At 43.1% G+C, this 19,908-nt stretch carries 14 protein-coding genes; 8 read left to right on the forward strand and 6 right to left on the reverse strand.

Annotated elements, in window-relative coordinates; genetic code table 11:
* Positions 1–1,075: 1,075 nt before the first annotated feature.
* Complete coding sequence (locus tag IM515_RS12040) at positions 1,076–3,085, reverse strand: acyltransferase family protein (protein ID WP_193960719.1); 2,010 nt, start codon at positions 3,083–3,085, stop codon at positions 1,076–1,078.
* Between the two features lie 422 nt (positions 3,086–3,507).
* On the opposite strand from IM515_RS12040, the gene IM515_RS12045 reads away from it, so the two are divergent.
* Both IM515_RS12045 and IM515_RS12050 read left to right on the forward strand, forming a co-directional pair.
* Complete coding sequence (locus tag IM515_RS12045; protein WP_002787474.1) at positions 3,508–4,851, forward strand: adenylosuccinate synthase; 1,344 nt, start codon at positions 3,508–3,510, stop codon at positions 4,849–4,851.
* Between the two features lie 27 nt (positions 4,852–4,878).
* Positions 4,879–5,436, forward strand: coding sequence for a 50S ribosomal protein L25/general stress protein Ctc (locus IM515_RS12050; RefSeq protein WP_193960721.1), 558 nt, complete (start codon positions 4,879–4,881; stop codon positions 5,434–5,436).
* 101 nt (positions 5,437–5,537) lie between these two features.
* Here IM515_RS12050 and IM515_RS12055 read toward each other — a convergent pair whose 3' ends face one another.
* Positions 5,538–6,536 carry a FliH/SctL family protein gene (locus IM515_RS12055; protein WP_287627666.1) on the reverse strand — a complete coding sequence of 333 codons (999 nt, stop codon included), beginning with the start codon at positions 6,534–6,536 and terminating at the stop codon, positions 5,538–5,540.
* A gap of 111 nt (positions 6,537–6,647) precedes the next feature.
* On the opposite strand from IM515_RS12055, the gene IM515_RS12060 reads away from it, so the two are divergent.
* The 3 genes from IM515_RS12060 to argC all read left to right on the forward strand — a co-directional run bounded on the left by IM515_RS12060 (position 6,648) and on the right by argC (position 9,323).
* Positions 6,648–7,637, forward strand: a complete 990-nt coding sequence (locus IM515_RS12060) for a DUF389 domain-containing protein (protein WP_287627665.1) — start codon at positions 6,648–6,650, stop codon at positions 7,635–7,637.
* 86 nt (positions 7,638–7,723) lie between these two features.
* Complete coding sequence (locus IM515_RS12065; RefSeq protein WP_002765551.1) at positions 7,724–7,987, forward strand: DUF3146 family protein; 264 nt, start codon at positions 7,724–7,726, stop codon at positions 7,985–7,987.
* Positions 7,988–8,261: 274 nt separating this feature from the next.
* Complete coding sequence (gene argC, locus IM515_RS12070; protein ID WP_287627662.1) at positions 8,262–9,323, forward strand: N-acetyl-gamma-glutamyl-phosphate reductase; 1,062 nt, start codon at positions 8,262–8,264, stop codon at positions 9,321–9,323.
* Positions 9,324–9,475: 152 nt separating this feature from the next.
* Here argC and IM515_RS12075 read toward each other — a convergent pair whose 3' ends face one another.
* Positions 9,476–10,768 (reverse strand): D-alanyl-D-alanine carboxypeptidase, encoded by a 1,293-nt coding sequence (locus tag IM515_RS12075; protein WP_287627661.1) that lies wholly within the window; start codon positions 10,766–10,768, stop codon positions 9,476–9,478.
* Between the two features lie 149 nt (positions 10,769–10,917).
* Here IM515_RS12075 and plsX point away from each other — a divergent pair, with 149 nt between their 5' ends.
* From plsX to fabD, 3 genes are all read left to right on the forward strand, one after another.
* A complete protein-coding gene (gene plsX / locus IM515_RS12080) occupies positions 10,918–11,973 on the forward strand; it encodes a phosphate acyltransferase PlsX (protein WP_002765546.1) in 1,056 nt (351 codons plus the stop codon).
* 70 nt (positions 11,974–12,043) lie between these two features.
* Positions 12,044–13,045, forward strand: coding sequence for a beta-ketoacyl-ACP synthase 3 (locus IM515_RS12085; RefSeq protein WP_193959373.1), 1,002 nt, complete (start codon positions 12,044–12,046; stop codon positions 13,043–13,045).
* A gap of 145 nt (positions 13,046–13,190) precedes the next feature.
* Entirely contained in the window at positions 13,191–14,117 is a 927-nt protein-coding gene (fabD, locus tag IM515_RS12090; protein WP_193959372.1) for an ACP S-malonyltransferase, read from the forward strand.
* Between the two features lie 335 nt (positions 14,118–14,452).
* On the opposite strand, the gene IM515_RS12095 is transcribed toward fabD, so the two are convergent.
* The 3 genes from IM515_RS12095 to IM515_RS12105 all read right to left on the reverse strand — a co-directional run bounded on the left by IM515_RS12095 (position 14,453) and on the right by IM515_RS12105 (position 19,777).
* On the reverse strand, positions 14,453–15,454 hold the full coding sequence (locus IM515_RS12095; RefSeq protein ID WP_002765534.1) for a pentapeptide repeat-containing protein: 1,002 nt from the start codon (positions 15,452–15,454) through the stop codon (positions 14,453–14,455).
* Between the two features lie 549 nt (positions 15,455–16,003).
* Entirely contained in the window at positions 16,004–17,515 is a 1,512-nt protein-coding gene (locus IM515_RS12100) for a glycosyltransferase family 39 protein (protein ID WP_287627660.1), read from the reverse strand.
* Positions 17,516–17,539: 24 nt separating this feature from the next.
* Positions 17,540–19,777: a sensor histidine kinase gene (locus IM515_RS12105; protein ID WP_287627659.1), complete on the reverse strand. Its 2,238-nt coding sequence runs from the start codon at positions 19,775–19,777 to the stop codon at positions 17,540–17,542.
* Positions 19,778–19,908: the final 131 nt, after the last annotated feature.

A 19,908-nucleotide genomic window follows, 5' to 3' on the forward strand; every position in this document is an offset into this window, starting at 1 on the left:
CCCAATTGATAGCTTTCCATACATTCGTAGTCTTAGTGGTTTTCGGTTTCCCGAATCCTTTACCTTCTCTCGCTTTCGTCATATAGACTCCTACTAGACTCTATCCTTACAATCAAACCGTAACCTGTTAGCATATCCTGCTTATTACCGTCAGGCGTTGGCTTTTGGTTACATCTCACACCCTTGAAGGCTTACGCTTACACTTGTCACTACTGGGTATTTCGACCGATACTCAGAGCCTAAAAGGGCTTATCACGTTCCGTTTATATGGGCATTCCATCTTTAGATTTGTCTTTTCCATCGGGGTACTTTTAAAGGTCTGTGTAGGTGTGAATTCAAAAACCCTTACTTTTTCCCTTTGTTCTTTTGAACGCAGTGTGTCAACCTATTTCACTACCCACTCATTACGATGGTTCAGGTCGGACATTTGGCTCACGCCTAATCATGGATGGTTGGCAGTGGTCTCGGTATGGATGTTAGGTTACACCTCTCTCGCCTTCCGTTCCCCGCTTCAGTCCCAGAGTTGTGACTTCTGAATCTGGGGGTGGCTATCGCCGTTACTCTCACCTTTGTAGCAATTGTAGATAATTGTTACAAAGTGTATTGACCTTGAGTCCCCTTGCCTAGTTTGGTATCGATGTGATACTAAACGTCGGGACATATAAACAGTTATAAGGTTGGTCAGGGTTGACCTCTTAGATTCAGTCAGGGGACTGAAGACCTTACTAGGCGGTTATTTCAGGTATTTCAACCTTATTTCATGCCTAAACGTTTCGCACAAATCCGTTGAGTATGCGCTACATATTAGGAGAGGCACGGGAGCATCTCACCTTTGTAACCCCTAAATCAGGTTTTATGTCAAGCTATTTTGAAAGCCTTGCTAGAAAACAGTTTTAGGTATAAGTATAATTACTCACTTGCATAAATGAGATGCTCCCGAGAGGCAGGCTTTTCTTCCCTAGCTGTTGAGAGAGTCAGCTATTAGTAGCTCGCTTTCTACTGCTATTGTCAACTGTTTCCTCAGTCCTCCAGTAATCTTTAACATTTCCTCAAGACTTAGAAAGTCAACTAGATACTATGTACTGTGACGAGAAAAGCCTTCCTTAGTCAATCGTTGCAAAAATTGCAGGAAGTTATCTCGAATTTTATCTGTAGCCTGGAGGGTAAGATGGTTCTCATCGGAATAGAGCCTTTGATTATCCTGTACAGCATGACAATACTTCTCACTCTGAGGACATAGTAAGGCAAAGGGATCGAAAGCGACTAAATTGGGAATGCTCTCAATTTCCCGACGTAGAATGATTGTAAATTTCTCATTCTTTTTCGTTAGTTCTTCCCGATCCATCTTAACGAAACACTTATCCGATGGCTTTCTCCTGAACCATTCTTGAGTACACAAGTCTAAAGGATATAAATCAGGCATCTCAGGAGTTGGCAACATAACAACTATTTTTGTATTCTGATTGTCTTGAGCAAACTTCTTAAGCTCCTTCAGCCATTCTACTAGAGCATCTTGAGGGTTTTCTGTTACTCCCGATTCAAGATAATAATTGATTCTCTCGTATCTCCTTGTGCCAATACGCAGCTGTCCAAAGTAATAAGCGAGGTAGGAAGATAGAATGATGATATTGTTTTCTTGAGGTTCTAAGCGATTAATTTGATTATATACTCTTTTGTTTAGGGTTTTATTATTGTTCTGATTTTTGGCTAAGGTCATTCCTCCTACGGAACTGGAATAGTCGATAGTTGGGAATATGGTGGCGTTAATTGCTACTACTTTGCTATTCATTTTAAGCTCCTCAGCCACCTGTTCTACCATTCCTTTATAATGATTGGCATGACTATCACCAATAAGAATTATATTACCTTGCTTTTTATCCTGTACTATTACAGATTTTTTCTCGGAGATATTATCTGGCTTTTGCTGATTCTTGCTGCCTGTATATAAAGCTCTTGCGGGGGAGGATAGAAGTCCGATTAATAGGACAGTTGCCATCGCATAAGCAGTTATACCATATACTATAGATTTCCCTTGAGAGTTAGACCATTGCTTATGTCTGAAGGGTTTTTCTACCCAATAGTAAGAAGCAAGAGAAGCTAATACTATGCACAGTAATTGTATAGGGAATGTCCATAAATTGATCCCCACGGTCAATTTACTTAAAACAATTACTGCCCAATGCCAGAGATACAAAGAGTAGGAAATTAAACCAATAAAAACAACCTGGGGCTGAGTGAGTAGGTTGAATATCTTGGTTTGAGGACGTAGGGAAGTAATGGCTATTGCTGTTAATAATACACAGGCGATTGTTACGAGGACAATAAATTGACTCGGTACAAACATAATGGCTAGTAGGCATAATATAGCTATACCAGCAGGCAACTTTTTCAGATAATCGTGAAGGAAACTTTTACGATTGTATAGGAAAAGGAAAAGGAGACTCCCTGCTCCCATCTCCCAAAAACGAGAAGTCATCAGGAAGTATGCCCCTGGTTGATAGGCTGCGTTAAAGTGAATGAAAGAGACTAGGGAAGCAGTGGAAAGCACGCACATCAACCAAAAAAGATTTTTCGCTCCTTTGACGGTTTGCTGAGTAAAGCCTGTTAACCAAACTAAAAAGGGAAATAATAGATAAAACTGCTCCTCAACGCCTAAAGACCAAGTGTGAGTAAAAATGTTCCTCTCTGCCCACACTCCAAAATAGTCGGTGGCTTGCTTCAGCAGATAAAGATTTGAGACTCCGAAAAGAGACCCGATTCCCGTTCTGAGAGAGGCTATAGGATAAACTTCAAATAGGCAAATAAGAATGCTGCTAATAATTACGCACAGCACTAGAGCGGGCATCAGACGCTTTACTCTTCTTCCATAGAATCCCCCAATAAATTCCTTAAAGTTTTTCTGCGTTCGCTTCGCTAGAGATGCAGTGATTACATAACCAGAAATAACAAAAAAAATATCTACACCTAGATAACCACTGGGCAATAGGTCTTTGTTAAAATGGTTAATAATTACGGCTAAGACAGCTATAGCTCTGAGTCCGTCAATCTCAGGTCGATAGCTACTCGCAGATTTACTTATATCCATAGGAGAGAAGTTGAGTAGTTAGTTGATATTTTTTATATTTTTTCATATTTGCAACACACTTTAACATATCAACCCTTCTTTGACAAGTAATTCCCCTAGCCTAGGGTAGTTCGCATTTTTTGGCTTGTGGTCAACTCTTGATACCCAATACTGCCCCAGGACACAACCGCTGAAATTCTCCTTCGTAATGCCTTACTACCAAGACATTAGCGATCGCCACTAGGGTTTTTCTGGCGGCGTGGTTTCCCCTAGAAAAAGAACGCTGCCGCACCGCAGAGCAACAAGAAAAAGGTAAATAGGCTGAATAAACGTGGTGAAGGGCGAAATAAAGCCATAACTAAATCAATAATGCTCTTGACAAAATGTCTACCCAGTGTAGATAATGGTAGTTTGTGTGAACTTTAGCTAGACTCAATAAACCCTTGGCTAACGTTATAGTGATTGGTGCCCAATGGGGCGACGAAGGAAAAGGAAAAATCACGGATCTGCTGAGTCGGTCGGCGGATGTGGTGGTGCGTTCTCAAGGTGGCGTAAATGCGGGTCATACCGTCGTCGTCGAGGGTCAAACGTTCAAACTCCATCTAATTCCCTCCGGGATTCTCTACCCGGATACGGAATGTATAATCGGCTCAGGCACAGTCATAGATCCCTCGGTGTTACTCAAAGAGATGGCGCAATTACACGCCCTCAATGTTACCACCGACAATCTCTATATCTCGCAAACGGCTCATGTCACTATGCCCTATCATCGGCTGCTCGATCAAGCATCCGAGGAAAAACGGGGTAAATATAAAATCGGCACCACGGGACGGGGTATCGGCCCCACCTATGCCGACAAATCCGAGCGCATCGGTATTCGAGTCATCGACTTGATCAATACCGAGAATCTGCGGCAAAAACTAGAATGGACGATCAATTATAAAAACGTCATTTTAGAAAAGTTATATAACTTACCGCCTTTAGATGCGAAGACGGTGATCGAGGAATATCTAGAATATGCCGAGAAACTGCGTCCCCATGTGGTCGATAGTTCCCTAAAAATCTACGAAGCAATCCGCAAGCGTAAGAATATTCTTTTTGAAGGGGCCCAAGGCACCCTACTCGACCTCGATCACGGAACCTATCCCTACGTTACCTCCTCCAATCCGATCGCTGGGGGTGCTTGTGTAGGTTCTGGCATCGGTCCGACGGTAATCGATCGAGTGATCGGTGTGGCCAAAGCTTACACCACTAGGGTAGGTGAAGGTCCATTTCCCACGGAATTAGAGGGGGAGATCGAGCAGTTATTATGCGATCGCGGGGCGGAATTCGGGACTACCACCGGCCGTCGTCGTCGCTGCGGTTGGTTTGATGCGGTTATCGGTCGTTACGCAGTGCGAATCAATGGTTTAGACTGTCTAGCGATTACCAAATTAGATGTTCTCGATACCCTAGAGGAAATCAAAGTCTGTGTTGCCTACCAATTGGACGGCCAAACCTGTCGCCATTTGCCCAGCAGCGCCGTGGAATTCGCCCGTTGTCAACCGATTTACCGAACGATGCCGGGGTGGCAACAACCCACCAGCGATTGTCGGAGTCTGGAAGACCTGCCTAAACAGGCCCTCGATTATCTAAAATTCCTAGGGGCGATCATGGAAGTACCGATCGCTATTATCTCTCTAGGAGCTAGTCGCGACCAAACTATTATCGTTGAAGACCCCATTCACGGTCCAAAACGCGCTCTTTTGGACGAAAATGGCTCACCTTGGGATAATCACGAATTTTAAATCATTGCTAAAGAGGATTAGTCAACTATGCAAGTTAGCGTTGAATGTCAAAAAAGACCGGAGAATATTAACCCCAGGGCCCTACGTCGTCAGGGTTTGATCCCGGCGGTTCTCTATGGCCACAACGGCACGGAATCGGTTTCTCTGGTGGTGGGAGAAAAAGCGGCCTTAACCCTACTTAAAAAGGCCTCGGTAAATAATACCCTGGTGGATGTGAATGTTCCCGAAATGCCCTGGACGGGAAAAGCTTTGATCCAAGAGGTACAATCTCATCCCTGGAAAAGAAATCTCTATCACCTCAGTTTCTTCTCAGTATCTGCCCACGGTAAGCTCGATATAGTTGTTCCCATTAAAGCCATGGGAGAAGCGATCGGAACCAAACAGGGCGGTTTAATCGAACAGTTCGTCAACGAAGTTAATGTCTCCTGTATTGCCGATAATATCCCGGAAGTGATCGAATTTGATGTTTCGGGCATCGGTGTGGGGCAATCCCTGCTCGTGGGTGATTTGAAAATGCCAGAAGGGGTGACTTTAAAAGATGATCCCCATACCACCGTTTTTGCCATTGTTGCCGCTAAACGGTAAATTCAGTGATCAGTGATCAGTAACCAGTCATCAGTGAGCGGCCAATCATATTTCATTGTTGACTGTTGACTGTTGACTGGTTACTGCTCTGGCGCTCCCATCTACTGGGGGGTTATATCGTGAAAACGCTCAAATAGCTCCTCGCGGGCGGATTCGATTAATAAACGGCTAGATTCGCTGGGGGATAAGGATAACAATCCCTCAATCACGGGATTAAAAGAATCATCTAACTGTCCAAAGCGCACTTGTAGTAAATTTTCGATCATGCCCCGACGCGCCTCTTGACGACCTTCTTGACGACCTGCTTGAAGACCTGCTTGACGACCTTCTTGACGACCTGCTTGAAGACCTGCTTGACGACCTTCTTGACGACCTTCTTCAAGAGCTTCTTCTCTAGCTTGTCGTCTCACTGCTTCTTTCCATTCCAGATAAGTTTGGGATAACGTCATAAACACCTCTCGATCTTCTTCTTCTAAAATATTTTGTATTTCCACGCTCACCCGCCAACTAAGTAATAGTTCTATGACATTTTGACGGTAGTTGTTCCCTATTGGTAATTCTAGCAACTCTCGCACGGCTTGATTCTGAGTTTTACCCTTACCCAATAACCTTAACCAGAGGGTGTGAAAATTAACAGGAAGTTGATTGATCACAATAATAGCCGTGCGCTGTAAACGAGGCAAGAAATACACCCCTTCGGGCCAATTCGGGTCTAAGACCGCCCCAAAACCGTTTAGTATAGTTTCACTAACCAGAGGGGCAAGAATCCATAAACGGGGCAAATTTTCCTCATTGTAGGAGCTATTTTCTCGTTTGGCCTGTCGCTGTAGTTCAGCAAAAACGGCGGTTAATTTCGAGAGACAATTACGCACATCGGCACGAGTGGGAGAATTACGATAGGGTTCTAGGAGGGCGCTATTTAGGGCAATTTGACCTAATAATCCTAGATTATCGACAGTTATCTGCCCCTCTGGATAAGGCGAAAAAAATAGATCAATTTGTCGGGTTTCGTCGGTAATTTCTTTGCTAATTTCTACCCGGCCTAGGGGCGATAATAATTCTTCCAGATAGTTTTTAGCAAATTGGTCATGAGGTTTCATCAATCGAGGCGAAGAAAAAATGGTAAGATTAGTTAAAGAAAATGATACAAATATACATTGATTAGAGAAAAAAAGCTATAAGTAAAAGAAAAGTTAATCTTCCTAAGTCCCATGACCAGAAAAGAACGGCTCTACTCGTGGTTCTCAAGAAAACCCTTGACCTGGCAACAATCGCGGGCTATGTGGCGCGATTTATGGTTAGAAGCGTCCCTCGATTTTCCCTATCTAGCTTTGATTGTTAGTTCTTGTGCGATCGCTACCTTTGGCTTAGTCGCCAATAGTGCGGCCGTGATTATTGGGGCGATGATTATTGCCCCTTTGATGTTGCCGATTCGTAGTCTGGCTTTTGGTGGTTTAATTGGCAGTTGGCGATTAATTCGTAAGTCAGCCTTGGCGATTTTAGTCGGTACGATCATCGCTTTAGCGATAGCTTGGTTGCTAGGATTATTAATCGGAATTTCTGAATTTGGTAGTGAAATTCAAGCCCGTTCTCAACCGAATCTTTTAGATTTAGGAGTGGCAATTACCGCAGGGGCAATCAGTGGTTATGCCAAAATAGAACCGAAAATTTCAGGTACTTTAGCGGGAACAGCGATTGCCGTGGCTTTAATGCCGCCAGTTTGCACGATTGGTTTAGGATTATCCCAAGGCAATTGGATACTAAGTTTGGGGGCAACTCTGTTATATATTACCAATTTATTAGGCATTGCTCTCGCCTGTTTGTTGGTCTTTTTGCTGGCTGGTTATTCTAGTTTTCATCGGGCGCGTAACGCTCTATTTTTGACTTCTATCCTGACAGCAGTGCTGCTAATTCCTTTAGGAATAAGTTTTGCAACTCTGGCTAATCAAGCTCGCTTAGAAAGGTTGATCAAAAAAGCTTTATTACAACGAACGATTACTTTTAAACGGGCAGAATTATTGGAATCTTCAATTAATTGGCTCAAGCAGCCTCCCCGGGTGAGATTAGTAGTAAGAACCGCCGAAAGCATTACCCCCAGACAGGTAGAATTGTTGCAAGAATTTATTACTAAGGAAATGGGGCGACCTTTTCAGTTAAATGTCTTGGTTTCTAAAGTTAATGAAGTCACTTCCCCAGAATAAAGTCGAGAAAATTGGCTCAAGTAATGACAAACAAGGATTAATTCGCTATCTTAATGTTTGATATTTAATCTATAGGTAGGGTTCAGGTGAGTGGCGGCAATCGACCAGAAAGCACGGCTTATGTGCGGATAATTAAGCAATCTTGGCAAACGGGTAAATTAGAGGGAGAAGTGCGGACGGAACAATATCAATGGCGTTTTCAATGGCATTTTCTTCAAGGCAAGTTATCAGTACAACCTTCCCTAGGTAGGGCTTTGATTTTTGAACCCTTGAATCGGTTTTTAGAACGCTATGATTATCAATTAGAACCGGGAGGAGATTATGAATTTACAGTGCGATCAAAATTGTAAATATGGGGGATTAAATTACAGGTTTTCTCCTAAAGATGAAGTTTAAGCTAATTTGGCATCATCTCCCGATGACAGATTCCCTAAAAGGAAAACCTTGTACCTCATCATTAAGATAACCGGCTATTGATCAAGAGAAATTGACGGTTTAGGGACAACCCGGCCGAGATACTAGGTTTTTATAGGAAGTTTTTTGATTTAAATCCCACTGGTTAGGCTAAAATTCAGCCATACTAAAGCGTTATCTTAACGATCAGAATTTTTAGGAATAAGGGAAATGACGCAAGAACAGAAGGTTTCAGTGGGTATTGTCGGCGCTTCCGGATATGGTGGCGTACAGTTGGTACGTTTGCTCAAAGAACATCCCCTTGTCGAATTAGCCTATCTGGGGGGCGATAGTAGCGCCGGTAAACCCTACAGTGATTTATATCCCCATCTCGGTCATAGCATTAATCTTAATGTGGAGGCGATCGATTTAGAGATAATTGCCTCCCGTTGTCAAGTGGTTTTCTTGGGTTTACCCAATGGTTTAGCCTGTGATTTAGCCCCTCCTTTGCTCGCTAAAGGGTGTAAAGTTTTGGATCTGTCGGCAGATTATCGTTTTACTAGCCTAGAAACCTATAGTAAATGGTATGGCAAGGAACGTCAGGATCAAGCGATCGCATCTACGGCTGTGTACGGTTTGCCAGAACTTTATCGGGAAGATATTAAAAATGCCTCTTTGATCGGTTGCCCCGGATGTTATCCTACTGCTAGTTTAATGGCGATTTCTCCCCTGTTAAAACAGGGTTTAATTCTCCCGGAAACCACGATTATTGATGCCAAATCGGGAACTTCGGGAGGGGGAAGACAAGCTAAGATTAATATGTTATTGGCAGAAGCAGACAGTTCGATTGGGGCCTATAATGTAGCGGGAAAACACCGTCATACTCCCGAAATTGAGCAGATTTGCAGCGATTTAGCTGGTCATGAGGTGCGCGTCCAGTTTACTCCCCATTTAATGCCCATGGTTCGGGGTATCCTATCCACAGTCTATGCAACACTGCGGGATCCCAATCTGGTGCGGGATGATTTAATCACTATCTACAATGCTTTTTATCGCACTTCTCCCTTTGTCAAAATCCTACCGGGGGGAGTCTATCCACAAACTAAATGGGCCTGTGGTACTAATTTATGTTATCTCGGTATTGAAGTAGATCCGAGAACCGATCGAGTGATAGTGATGTCAGCGATCGATAATTTAGTTAAGGGACAATCGGGACAAGCGGTACAATGTCTCAATCTCATGATGGGTTGGGAAGAATCCCTTGGTTTACCGCAAATGTGTTTTTATCCCTAAAAATTTCTGGATGCGTTTAACCGGGTACATCTCATTTTTGTAAATCTACTGAGTTGGGATTTTTAAAGGGAAACTATCTTCTAAAATTGGTGATCACTTCCGATTTTATCACTCAATCCAAGCCTTTGGGGGGTAGAACCCCCCAAACCCCCTTAGAAACCTTGACTTATTCGACTGGGATCACCTAGAAAGGCTCTTGCAGGAATCGATCCTTGAGTCGCTTCTGGGAGAATTTGCCAGTGTTGATCTAAAGCTTGTAACACCCGATCCTGCTGATTTCTGAATCCCTCGATATTGCTACTACCGGCATTCATAATTACAAACCAAACTTTACCCCTTTCTTGGGTGGGAATTTCTCCAGCTAAGGCACTAACTTGGGCTAAAGTTCCAGTTTTAATCATCACTCCTTTAGGAATGGCCCGCCACTGCATAGTTCCTTTGGTATCGCGTCCCCCCACCGGAAATAAATCAGCGACTTTGATCGGTTGATTGGCTAACTTGCGATCCAATGCTTTCAGAATCTCAATAACTGCCCGGGGAGACAAGCGATTTTCTATCCCCAATCCCGAACCATTAATTAATTGAATTTCTTCCGCTCCTACCCCAGTAATTTTAGTATTAATTGCGTCCACTGCCGCCGGGCCACCGAGCAGTTCGGCTAACATTTCTGACATGACGTTATTACTATAAATATTCATCTGACGCAACAGTTCCGTTAAAGTCAAGGACTGATGACGCAATAATAATTGGGCATTTTCGGGGCGAATTTGACTGGCTCGAACCATGCCCAAAATCTTTACCTGTGGGGCTTTTGTGCCGCTAGGAAGACTCTGAAAAGCTTTTTTGGTTTCTTTTGACCATTTCGATTGATTAAGCCCAATTTTCAGTAATTCTCCCGCTTTGAGGGGATCGGTTTGAAAATTCATGGCGAATTGACCGGTAATGATCAGATCGCCTTTGACCTGACGGATGCCTAATTGATCGAGGCCATTGCCCACTGCGATCGCTTCTTCCCAGACAAAAAGCGGATCCCCTGACCCTTCAATAATTAAATCTCCCTCTAACACCCCGTTTTTTACCTCTCCGGTGCTGTAAAAACGAGTAGCAAAACGATGATCGAGAGGCCAGGTTTCCACGGCGGCGAGAGTAGTGGCGATTTTAGTTAAAGAGGCGGCTGCAGCGGGCAGATTACCCTGATGATCAGCTAAATCAGCCCATTCCGTCTCAATTAAGACCCGTTGTTGACTAGAGTTTAAACCTTTTTTAGTCAAGTCTTGCAGATAATCGGCCACGATCGCCGCCACCCGGGGATCGGGAGCGGTGGGAAGGTCAAAAATAGGCTGATTTTGCCAAGAAATTAGGGGAATATTGGCGATCGGTTGGGATTGCCCCCCCAGCCAACCCAAGAGAAAGCCGAAAACTGCCAAATTAAAAACTGAGAACATCTTTTCCTTAATCGCAATGATGCCTTATTGTATAGAGATGATTGGTAATTTTTAACAATTGCTCGATCAGAAAACACTAATCCTCGATCGGCCAGCTTTTGTCCAGAGCTGCCGCTCAACTTATTAAAGATTTCTATCCCACTGACTCAATGGCAGAAACGGCATTAAATCGGGCAAGAATCGCGGTAGATGCGATGGGAGGTGACTACGCTCCCAACGAGATTATCGCAGGATCGATGCGAGCTTCCGAAGAATTAGATGTAGAAGTATTATTAGTCGGCGATTCTGAACGGATTGAGGCTTATTTCCAGCATCATCCCCGTCCCAAGAATCTCACGATCGTCCACGCAGAGGAAGTGGTGGCCATGGACGAAGAGCCGATCACCGCTATCCGTCGCAAACCGGCGGCCTCGATTAATGTGGCCATGGATTTAGTCAAACAAAATCGCGCCGATGCGGTGGTGTCCGCCGGTCACTCCGGAGCAGCCATGGCGGCGGCGTTACTACGTTTAGGTCGTTTAAAAGGAATCGATCGCCCGGCGATCGGTGCGGTGCTGCCGACGATGTTGGCGGGTAAATCGGTGATTATCCTCGATGTCGGGGCGAATGTGGACTGTAAACCCAAATATTTAGAGCAGTTTGCCCTAATGGGAACAATTTACAGTAAATACGTTATGGGGGTTGAAGATCCGAAAGTCGGTCTACTCAATATCGGCGAAGAACCCAGCAAAGGTAACGATCTCGCCCTAAAAACCCACGAATTATTAGAAAATAACCAGCAAATTCCCTTTATCGGCAATGCTGAGGGCCGGGATGTGCTATCGGGACAATTCGATGTGATCGTCTGCGATGGTTTTGTCGGTAATGTCCTGTTAAAATTTGCCGAAGCGGTGGGGGGAATTATCCTACAAATTCTCAAAGAGGAATTACCTAGGGGGATACAGGGTAAAGTCGGGACGGCTTTAATTAAACCCAATCTTAAACAGATTAAACAACGCATGGATCATGCAGAACACGGTGGCGCGCTGTTATTTGGAGTCGATGGGGTCTGTGTGATCAGTCACGGCAGTTCCCAAGCGCCTTCGATTTTTAATGCCATCCGACAGGCGAAAAATGCCGTCGATAATCGCGTTTCTGAGCGCATTCAAGCCTACAATGACCACCATCATCAATTAAAAAAGTTGTCGGTGAACAGTGAAGATTAAGCTGTCAGCTGATAACTGACCCACTGATAACTGATAACTGATCACTGATCACTGAAAAAGGGGGAATATTTTGAACGGATTCGGGGCAGCAGTCGTCATTACCGGTTGTGGATCGGCCACACCAGGGCAATTTCTCAGTAATGAAGAACTCAGCCGAATTGTCGAGACTTCCGATGAATGGATTAAAAGTCGTACAGGCATCGGTAAACGCCATTTAGCGGATCAATCGGTGTCTTTGAGCCAATTAGCGGCCCAAGCGGCGATTAAGGCTCTGGAAATGGCTCAGGTGTCGCCTAGGGACATCGATCTGATTCTTTTGGCTACTTCTACCCCCGATGATCTGTTCGGTAGCGCTGCCCAAGTGCAAAGTCAGATCGGGGCTAATCGGGCGATCGCTTTTGATCTCACCGCCGCCTGTTCGGGTTTTCTGGTGGGATTAGTCACCGCCACCCAGTTTATCCGTACTGGTACTTACCGCAATGTCTTAGTTATCGGGGCCGATGTTCTCTCCCGTTGGGTGGATTGGAACGATCGCGCTACCTGTGTCCTCTTTGGTGATGGGGCAGGGGCGGTTCTTTGTCAAGCAAATGATACAAAAGATAACATTCTCGGTTTTGAACTCCATAGCGACGGCAGCCAGAATAGTTCTCTCAATCTCGCATATCAGGGGGAGGAATTGCCCCTTAAAGAGGGGGTAAGGGTTCAAAAAGGGACCTATAAGCCTCTAACGATGAACGGACGGGAAGTCTATCGTTTTGCCGTGGCGAAAGTGCCAGAGGTCATCGAAAAAGCTCTCTATCGGGCTAATTTAACCACCAGTGACATCGATTGGTTAGTTCTGCACCAAGCTAATCAAAGAATTATGGACGCGGTGAGCGATCGCCTGAAACTGCCTCCGGAAAAAGTGATCAGCAATCTCAGCGAGTATGGCAACACCTCCGCGGCCTCGATTCCTCTAGCCCTCGATGAAGCTGTCAGGAGTGGTAAGGTCAAAAAAGGTGATATTATTGCTTCTTCCGGCTTTGGTGCCGGTTTAACTTGGGGTGGGATTATCTTCCGTTGGGGAGATTAATTCAGTGATCAGTGATCAGTGATCAGTAAACAGTAACCAGTAACCAGTAACCAGTAAACTAAAAACTCACATCTGATAACTGATAACTGATAACTGATAACTGATAACTGACCCAAACACATCTATCTATCTATTTTAAGAACTTATGAAAACAGCGTGGATATTCCCGGGACAAGGATCGCAAGCGTTAGGAATGATTGGAGATTTAGCGGAAAGTGCGCTTGGCCAAGAGAGATTAAAAATAGCATCAAAAATCCTCGGTTGGTCAGTCCTGGAAAAATGTCAAGGGGATGAAGAAACCCTATCTCGTACTCTTTATACTCAACCTTGTTTATTTGTGGTGGAGAGTATTTTAGCGGATTTGTTACAAGAAAAAGGTCATTTTCCCGATCTAGTTGCTGGTCATAGTCTCGGTGAATATTCCGCTTTATATGCGGCCAGGGTGTTTAATTTTGAGACAGGATTAAATCTAGTTCAAAACCGTTCCCGTTTGATGGATGCGGCCGAAGGTGGTAAAATGGCCGCCTTAATGAAATTTGATCGCACCAGTCTAGAGACAGTGGTTAATCAGACGGAAAATGTAGTTATTGCTAATGATAATAGTGCTGAACAAGTGGTGATTTCTGGGACTCCTGAAGCGGTGGATTTGGTATTAGGTCAAGTGAAAGTTAAGCGGGTTATGCAGTTAAAAGTATCCGGCGCTTTTCACTCTCCCTTGATGGAAAATGCTGCTAATCAATTTCAGCAGATTTTAGAATTAGTTAATTTTCGGGCTGCAAAAGTTCCTGTGATTTCTAATGTCGATCCGAGCAATCCTACCCAGGACGGGGAAGAATTAAAAAAATATCTGATCCGGCAGATGACTGGCTCGGTTCGCTGGCGAGAAATTATGTTAAAATTGCCAGATGTGGGTGTGGAAAAAGCGATCGAAGTGGGTCCGGGTAAAGTTTTAACTGGTTTAATTAAACGAACTGTTCCTGCAATTGAGTTAGAAAATATCAGTCAATTAGCCGATATATCCAAGGGTAGCGACGATGTTATATTCCGGGGTTCATTAATTGGTGTTGGTTAAATTATCTGGCAACATTTTCGACAAAGGAAGTAAATTGATGGATACCTAGCCAAAAATTTGGTTAGGTATTTTTTTAGGAAACTATCATAGGGTTTGCGGCAAAAAGTTTTTCAGCAGACCCTAGTTATTCTCCCATCTCCCCCCCCGCAACGCGCACGAAGTGGTCTCCCCACTCCCCACGGTTATAGAAACCTCGGCAGAAAAGTCTCTACAACTAGGTTTTTCTAGGAATATAGCGTTTCCCAATCTCATGAGGTACACCAAAATCTTAACTCCTGACTCCTGACTCCTCAAAACCTAAGACTCTGTACCTCACAACTATGAAAATTGCTATATTAGGAAAGGAGATTACCGCGACTACCGTTAGGAAGAATAGTTTCTTCGAGGGAAGCAGAAAGAAGATTATTTTCGGTTAAAATCGCGCCAATTAAGTTAGCTTGTTTGAGATTAGCTCGTTTAAGATTGCTTCCCACTAAATAACTCAAGAGTAATCCCGCTTGGTGTAGATTAGCACCGGAAAGGTTAGCGGAGGCTAAATTAGCGCCGAGCAGATTACAACCGGTTAAGTTAGCTTGGCGAAAATTGGCTTTATTAGCGTCAGTTTTGCTTAAATCGGCTCCGGTTAAGTTAGCTCCCTCAAAATCGCTACAATTGAGGTTAGCTCCCGTCAGATTAGCACCTTCCAGGTTAGCATAACGTAAATCCGCCCCCCGTAAATCCGCCCCGCGCAAATCGGCATAGCTGAGGTCGGCGTATTGAAGATGGCAGTTTTCCAGATTAGCTTGATAGAGATAGGCTCGAATTAGGTTAGCCTCTTTTAAGTTAGCATAGCTAAGATTGGCAGAGCTAAGAATAGCACGAGTGAGAATAGCCCGTTTTAGGTTAGCTTTCCCCGCCATGGCATGGGTTAAAGTGGCTGAGGTGAGATTAGCGGCTTCGAGATTCGCTTTGAACAGTTGAGCAAAAAGTAAGCTACTGTGAATTAAACAGGCAGAACTTAAATCAGCCTTTTTCAGAACAGTATTACTCAAAATTGCGCCGCTTAGTTGACTTTGGTGCAAATTTGCCCCGGAAAGGTCGGCTTTAGTCAGGTTAGCATCGATAAGACAAGCTTTGCTTAAATTAACTTCTTCGAGGGAAGCGTCCTTGAAATTAGCGTTAATTAAACAAGCTTCGGCTAAATTGGCTCGTTTTAAGTAACTATGACTGAGGTTAATCTGGTTTAAACACTGTCTCTTTAAATTAACTCCGCTAAGTCTGACTTCGGCAAAGTTGCGTTCACCTCGATTATACAGTTCGATTAGATGTTCACGATTGGTTAAGGCATTGCTAATCATAAAATAACTAAATTGTTCTGGAAGCTGATTTCCAGAGAATTGGTTGGGGAAAATTACTGATGATGAAGTCGATCTCTAGGATTAGTACAGGGAGCAACTAGGGATTTTTGCGAATAAATAGCAATTTTTAACCAATTACGGGCTTAAAATCCCTATTGGCAATCACTAAAACCGGTAAAGAACAAAAAGAATCGGGGTTCAATACCAAAAACAGCCCCTACCTAAACCCGCCACTTGTTGCCAGCCAGGTCTAGGCATTAAATTAGAGAAGTCTTGTGCGTCAGTTTTTCTGACTGAATCTACTGCCTCGCCGATGTCTTGACTCGGTATCATACAGTTGAATTTGTTAGGTCTGCTTAGTCAGTCCGGTAGCCAAGAGGCTAAAACTCTTCATCACCAGATTTCGGGGACTCTCCAGTTGAGCAAGCATAAAACTCTGTAAAAGTCAATCCCTCTTAGGGGTGAACTGCCCAATTCTATTCCCTGAAGTCTTGGTTTATTCAGTTTATCAGGTTGTGGTCTGTTTTGGCAAGAGCGGTTAATGGCTTTTTAATCAATTCGCCAAAAGGCTTGATTTTCCGTAGGAGATAATTGTACAGACTGGTTATCTAAATATTGTCTGAGACTGGGGGAAGGATTGAGGAGATAAATATCGGTAAATTGATTTTTTAAGGAGGGGATGGAAACTCTAAGATCCGACTGAATAAATAAATACTTTGTCTTAGCATCAGTGGTATGAATAAGGGGCAAGGTATCTAACCAATGTTCTGAAATAATTAGAGGTTTTTGACTGCGATTAATCATTGTATAAGCGTTGGGAATATTGCTACCATAGCCCACATATCTAGTTGCTGGCGGTGGATAGGGAATTTTGGCAATTAATCCGAAAACTAGCAATAATATTAAGAGAATTTTTGCCCAGATTTGGCGCTGCTGTAATCCGTTGCTTAGTAAAAAGGTAACTGCCAGCAGCATACCGAGAAAACTTGGTAAGTAAAATCTGCCCACAGCTGTGTAGCGAAATCCTCTGATTATATCCCAAGCTAAAAGAGAGAAAAAGGGGATAATTGTCAGGAGAATAATCAGGGTAAAAACTTTTTTATCAGCTTTTTTGCCCAGATAAATAAAGGAGATGATGACGAGGATAATTAGGCAGTATTCAATAATAGGGGTGCTGCTGGGATTGGCTAAACTAAAATTATAAAATAAACGAGCGATCATTGTTACCCATCTTTGCCAAAGTACCTCTAGGGGTAAACTGCCTTTTGACCATCCAAAGACAGTAAATCGACTGGTAAAAATCCGGGTTAACCAAATTGAATAAATACCTAGGGAAGCAAGTAAGCTGATGCTATAGTATTTTTTGGTTAAAGAGTTAAAAGAATTCAGCTGCAGCAGAAAATATAGGCTATGAACTACTAGAACAAAGATAAAGAAAACATGGGTATATAAACCAGCGATTAGGGATAAACTATAGAAAAACCAATCTTTTTTCGGTTGCGAGGAATCAATAGCTTTGAGAAATAACCAGCTAGAAAGTATCGAAAAGAAAACATATAGTCCGTATTCCCAAATTCCCAGAGCATAACCAGTAAAACGCGGGGAAAAGAAGATAAGTGTAGCGGCAATTAAAGCGGCGTTTTTATTTTTAAATAAAGTCAAAGCTAAATGGTAAAAACTCCATAAAATACCAAACCAAATAATGACTGAAAATCCCCTTAAGACTAGATAAGAATTGCCCAATAATCTTGCTAAAAACCAGAGGAAACTGTAATAGAGAGGTAGATCGTAATTCGAGCTAGTATAAAGAGAGGCTAAGGTATCAGGAAAACCTTTCACGGAATTAACCCCTTGAAATTGCCAGAGTTGTTCTGTAGATTTAATTTGTCCGTCGAACAGATAGTTAATTAACTGTTCGGGTCTGTTACCAGAAAGATGCAGTAAGACCAAAGATTCATCGTGCCAAACATAACTATAGTAGGCGAGATGGACAAAATAGAAAACATTGAAAATAATCAATAAACCTAAAGCAAATCTAACCCCAGATTGACGAGTAAACATAATTATCTTGATCCTGTTAAAAAATCACTGATTACTGTTGACTAACTCCTGCTTAATTAATCTAGAATTTTGATGGGCAAGGGGTAAGGTAAACCAAAACTGTGAGCCAACCAGCGGGGTACTTTTTACCCCAATTCTCCCGGAGTGAGCCTCGATAATTTGCCGACATTGGTAGGAACCTAAACCGATTCCCGTTAGGTGTTGATTATGAAGATTTCTTACATATAAATGGAAAAGATGTTGACATTGTTCCTCATCCATGCCAATGCCATTATCGCTTAAAGTGCAGTAGAGCATATCTTGGTCAACACGAGCATCTAAAGCTAATTGAATCGGTGAAGGATTATGTTTTAAGGCATTATTTAATAATTGTTCAAAAACACTTCTTAGCTGACAAGGATCGGCATCAATAGCGGGTAAGTTATCGGGGAGAAGATTAATAAACGTAGCTTGATATAAATCAAAATCTTTTTGCCAATCTTTCAGCCAAATTTCCACCTGTTTTTTTAGAGATAGAGGTTGACGATGCAAGATTAAAGGCCGTTCTTCAGCAAAATGATTTTCTGATAAAGCATTAATTAAAGTTAATTGTCGATCGCAACTACGCACCACCTGATCGAGCATTGCTCGCGAGATAGTTACTTTTTCTGTTTGCCGACACTGGAAATTTTTTAATAACATCACTAATCCCATAATCGAAGTGCGAAGATCGTGGGATACTGCCTGTAAAAAAACCGTTTTCATTTCGTATAAACGCTGAATTTCCCGGACTTTCTCCCGCAGTTCCAGGGTTCTTGCTGCCACTTCCCGTTCTAAATTATTATTCAAGCTTTGCACCCTCTGATATAGTTGCGCTTGGCCGATAGCAATACAAACTTGGGTGGCTAACTGTTCTAATAATTTGACCTCGCTTTTTTGCCAATGACGAGGATGGGAATATTGATGGACAACTAAAGCGCCTAAATGTTGATTATTAACCGTTAGAGGTAAAACTAAAGAGGATTTAACTTGCAGGTATTCGTAATAACCCTTGAGAGTCGGCAGAGTTTGCACCTTAGCGGTATTATCAGCAATAATTAACTTATCTAAAGAAAATAATTGTCCCAATTCTTCCAGTAATTCTGGTTCGGGAAACCAACCCATCAGCGAGGGAATCTCGGGACGACGGGACTCAGCGATTACCTTAGACCAACCCCGCTCTTGACAGTGACCGATATAGACTTGATCGGCATCGAGAAAATTTCTGATTTCCTCAACAATGGTATTTAAAACCTGATCTATATCTAAAGATTGATGGACTTTTAAAGCAACTTGTGTTACTAAATGTTCTCGTTCTAAAGTTTCATTTAAAGCTCGATCGATCTGTTGTCTTTCGCTAATCGCCGCCGATAAAAACAGAGAAGTTGACATGACAATGACTAAAAAGATTTGTAAGATCAAGACACCTCTGGTATAATCGGGAGCCTGTAGGATAAAAGGACTGATTCCCCTGGCCAATCCCATCAAAGCTAAAATAGATACTAAAAAATTCGCTATTACCGCTCCCCAAGTCTGAAAACGCATGGCGGCCCAAACCACAAAAGGAAAAGGCAGATATTCGAGGTACTGCACCATACTCCAATCGGGGTTAAGAAAATTTGGTTGATCACCAAAAACCACGGAAGTCACCACCGTTAGCAAACTCAGACAAAGTAACGCCTCGCCACAGCGTTGGGGTTGTCGTGGTTCCCGCAGGGAGTGACGATTGAAGCAAAAACGCAACAGCAGCGGCGTGGTCATTAATATTCCTGTACTATCTCCGAGCCAGATAATGCCCCAAGACTGTCCAAATTGTCGCCAATCCCAAGTATTTAGCCAACTACGGGCAAAAGTATCGATAGTGGCATTAACTGCCGAGGCTAATAGGGCCGCCAAAAATACCAGTAAAAGGATATCGCGAATACGCTGTAAAGTGGCGGAAAATCTCAGATAATGCAGGAATTGCGCCCCTAACAGAGCCGATATACTGCTACCGAGCGCCGAAAATAGAGCTATGGGCCAACTGGCACCTAAAAAGAAGGTCAGAAGCAAATCTCCGATAAAAACGCCTAAAACTAGCCTTTTTCCCCCTAAAAAAACAGCAGTTAAGCCAATACCAGCACTCATCCAAATTGGGGCAGGTCGCGACCCTAAATCTAAGCAGAGATAGCCTAGCCAACCAACACCCAGATAAACTAGGGCAACAAGCACAATTTTAGATCGATCTGATGAAATACGCAGCATTTTCAGTTATCAGTTATCAGTTATCAGTTATCAGTTATCAGTTATCAGTTATCAGTTATCAGTTATCAGTTATCAGTTATCAGTTATCAGTTATCAGTTATCAGTTATCAGTTATCAGTTATCAGTTATCA

This window comes from Microcystis sp. M44BS1, assembly GCF_020244875.1.
GTDB classification, from domain to species: Bacteria; Cyanobacteriota; Cyanobacteriia; order Cyanobacteriales; family Microcystaceae; genus Microcystis; species Microcystis panniformis.